Source organism: Rhodococcus sp. (in: high G+C Gram-positive bacteria) (genome assembly GCF_049591685.1).
GTDB lineage: Bacteria > Actinomycetota > Actinomycetes > Mycobacteriales > Mycobacteriaceae > Rhodococcoides.
The window spans coordinates 1-2,501 of record NZ_JBAWFH010000417.1 but is presented as its reverse complement, the minus strand read 5'-3'; the positions used below and the strand labels follow the sequence as shown (position 1 = coordinate 2,501).

General features: G+C 62.4%; 4 protein-coding genes. All 4 read left to right on the top strand.

Going from position 1 to position 2,501, the window contains the following annotated elements; all coding sequences use genetic code 11:
• Positions 1-408, top strand: a 408-nt coding sequence (locus WBQ44_RS17790) for a hypothetical protein (RefSeq protein ID WP_495567997.1), incomplete at its 5' end; no start/stop codon positions are given.
• Positions 409-466: 58 nt separating this feature from the next.
• Positions 467-1,336, top strand: a complete 870-nt coding sequence (locus WBQ44_RS17785) for a shikimate dehydrogenase (RefSeq protein WP_495567996.1) — start codon at positions 467-469, stop codon at positions 1,334-1,336.
• 55 nt (positions 1,337-1,391) lie between these two features.
• Complete coding sequence (locus WBQ44_RS17780; protein WP_495567995.1) at positions 1,392-1,580, top strand: hypothetical protein; 189 nt, start codon at positions 1,392-1,394, stop codon at positions 1,578-1,580.
• On the top strand, positions 1,580-2,501 hold a 922-nt coding region (locus WBQ44_RS17775; protein ID WP_495567994.1), incomplete at its 3' end, for a sugar phosphate isomerase/epimerase family protein. The genes WBQ44_RS17780 and WBQ44_RS17775, both read left to right, overlap by 1 nt.

Sequence of the window (2,501 nt, the reverse complement as noted above, 5' to 3'; positions counted from 1 at the left end):
GTCATGCCCACGTTCTTGCATGCAGCAGAAGTAGATCCCTCACAGTACGATTTCGACGGAATCGATATGCTGGATAATCTTATCCAAGGAGCTTGTTCTGCTGGCGTCGAGCGCGACATCTTCTGGGAGCAGGGAGACCAAACCTCTGTCCGGCGCGGAAACTGGAAGCTTGTCCTGAACGGCCGGCTGGTGGAGGAGGAAGGTCCAGTAGAAGATGTCTTTCTTTCCGATCTCGCCACCGACTCCGCCGAAAGTAGGAACCTTGCAGACGAGCACCCCGAGTTGACAGCTGAGCTGACAGCTTCTGCTCTGCAATGGCGTCGAACGATCGAAAATTACTGGCAGGAAAAGTGGGTTCCCGAGCTCGATAGCACGACCTCGTACATGCGCCCGTCGTTTCACCGATAAGCACGGATGCCCGTGCGATCCTGCCTGCCCTGCATCAAATGACAGAGGGAGACTAACTGTGTCCACACAAGAACGCCACCACATTGGCCTGATCGGCAGCGGAATCGATACTTCGATGTCCCCGTCTTTGCATAATAGCGAGGCCTCCCGTCTAGGCCTCGCAGATTACAGCTACGATCTCATCGAGCTTGATCCGCGAGCAGACCCGGGCCAAGTTTTACGGGACAAGATCGATTCTGGGTACACTGGTTTCAACGTTACTCACCCGTTCAAACGAAGCATTGTTGCCTCCCTGGATGATTTGTCACACGATGCTCGCATGCTGGGGGCGGTGAACACCGTCGCCGTTCGTGATGGCCGCTCCGTCGGCTTCAACACCGACCACACCGGTTTTCTCACCGCGCTGGGCGATGGATTGCCTAGTGTCCCGCTCGACTGTGTCACCCTCATCGGAGCAGGTGGTGCGGGCTCAGCTGTGGCGTTCGCACTCGCAACCGCTGGAGTTCGTGACCTACGAATCTGCGACGTGAACGAGCATCGCGCACGGGACCTGTCCGAGCAAATAACTCGGGTGGCTCCGGCAACCTCAGTGACTACGTCCTCCCCGGACAGTATCGAAGCAACACTTTCTACTTCCGATGGGGTAGTCAATGCATCTCCGATCGGAATGGTAGGCCACCCAGGGACACCCTTCCCTGTCTCGGCACTACGAGCATCGATGTGGGTCGCGGACATCGTCTACCGACCCCTTCGTACCGATATCCTTGCGGCCGCAATGGCAGTGGGATCTCCGGTGCTGGACGGTGGGCGCATGGTCGTCGGCCAAGCTGCGGACGCATTCGTCCTGCTGACCGGGACCACGCCCGATCGCGAGCGCATGCGGCTCAGTTTCATCGAAAGTATTGCCGCACTTTCGATAGAAGCATGAGAAGCCGTCCCCCGGCGATGTGGCGCTCGTCCTGGTGAACGTGACCCCCACTGGCGTGACCAGGCGCCCTGGACTACCGTTGCCCGCGAACATCGTCCGGCTTGCGCTCGAGCGCGGCTGCCGGGTCGTGCCCGGAGGCGGCATGGCTGTGTACCAGGCGGTCCGGGCATTCGAATACTCCACCGATCACACACCCGACGCGGACCGGATGCTACTGCGTCACTTCGAGGAGTTGACCCGCTGATGCACCGTGGAATCGCGACCGTGTCCCTGTCCGGCCTGCTCGAAGAGAAGCTCGACGCGATCGCAACCGCTGGATTCGACGGCGTCGAGATCTTCGACAACGATCTCGTCGCGTCACCCCTGCCGCCGAGGGAGGTCGCGCGCCGGTGCGCAGGTCTGGGACTGTCGGTCGATCTGTTTCAACCACTTCGGGACGTCGAAGGCGTCGATCCGGCACGCTTTCCCGCTGTGCTGCACCGCGTTCGCCGAAAGTTGGAGGTCGCCGCTGCGCTCGGCGCACCCACGCTGCTGGTGTGCTCGAACGCTCTTCCGGACGCCGTCGACGACGCCGACCTGTCCGCCGAGCAGTTGCACGCGGTCGGCGAGCTCTCCGCGTCGTTCGGTGTGACGGTCGCCTACGAGGCACTGGCATGGGGCCGGCACGTCGATCGGGTCGGTCAGGCGTGGGCGGCGGTAGTGCGCGCCGACCATCCGGCCGTGACCCTCGCGGTGGACACCTTCCACATGCTGGCCCGTGGCGACGACGGATCGGCCCTCGCCGGAATCCCTGGAGACAGAATCGGTTTCCTCCAGGTTGCCGACGCGCCTCTGCTCGACATGAACGTGCTCGAATGGAGCCGGCACTTTCGGTGCTTCCCAGGACAAGGCACGCTGGACGTCGCCGGGGTGGTTGCCGCCGCGCTTGAGACCGGGTATCAGGGACCGATGTCGTTGGAGATCTTCAGCGACGTCGTGCGCGAAGCCGATCCGTTAGTGACGGCCCGTGACGGAATGCGGTCGCTGGTGTTCCTCGAAGACCAGCTCGGTGCCCGGCTCTCCGGACCCGCTCGTGAGCGGGTCAGCGTTGCGCCGCCGGCACCGCGGCGGACCGACGTCGCATTCGTGGAACTCACCGATCCGACCGGCTCGGCATATCGGGACG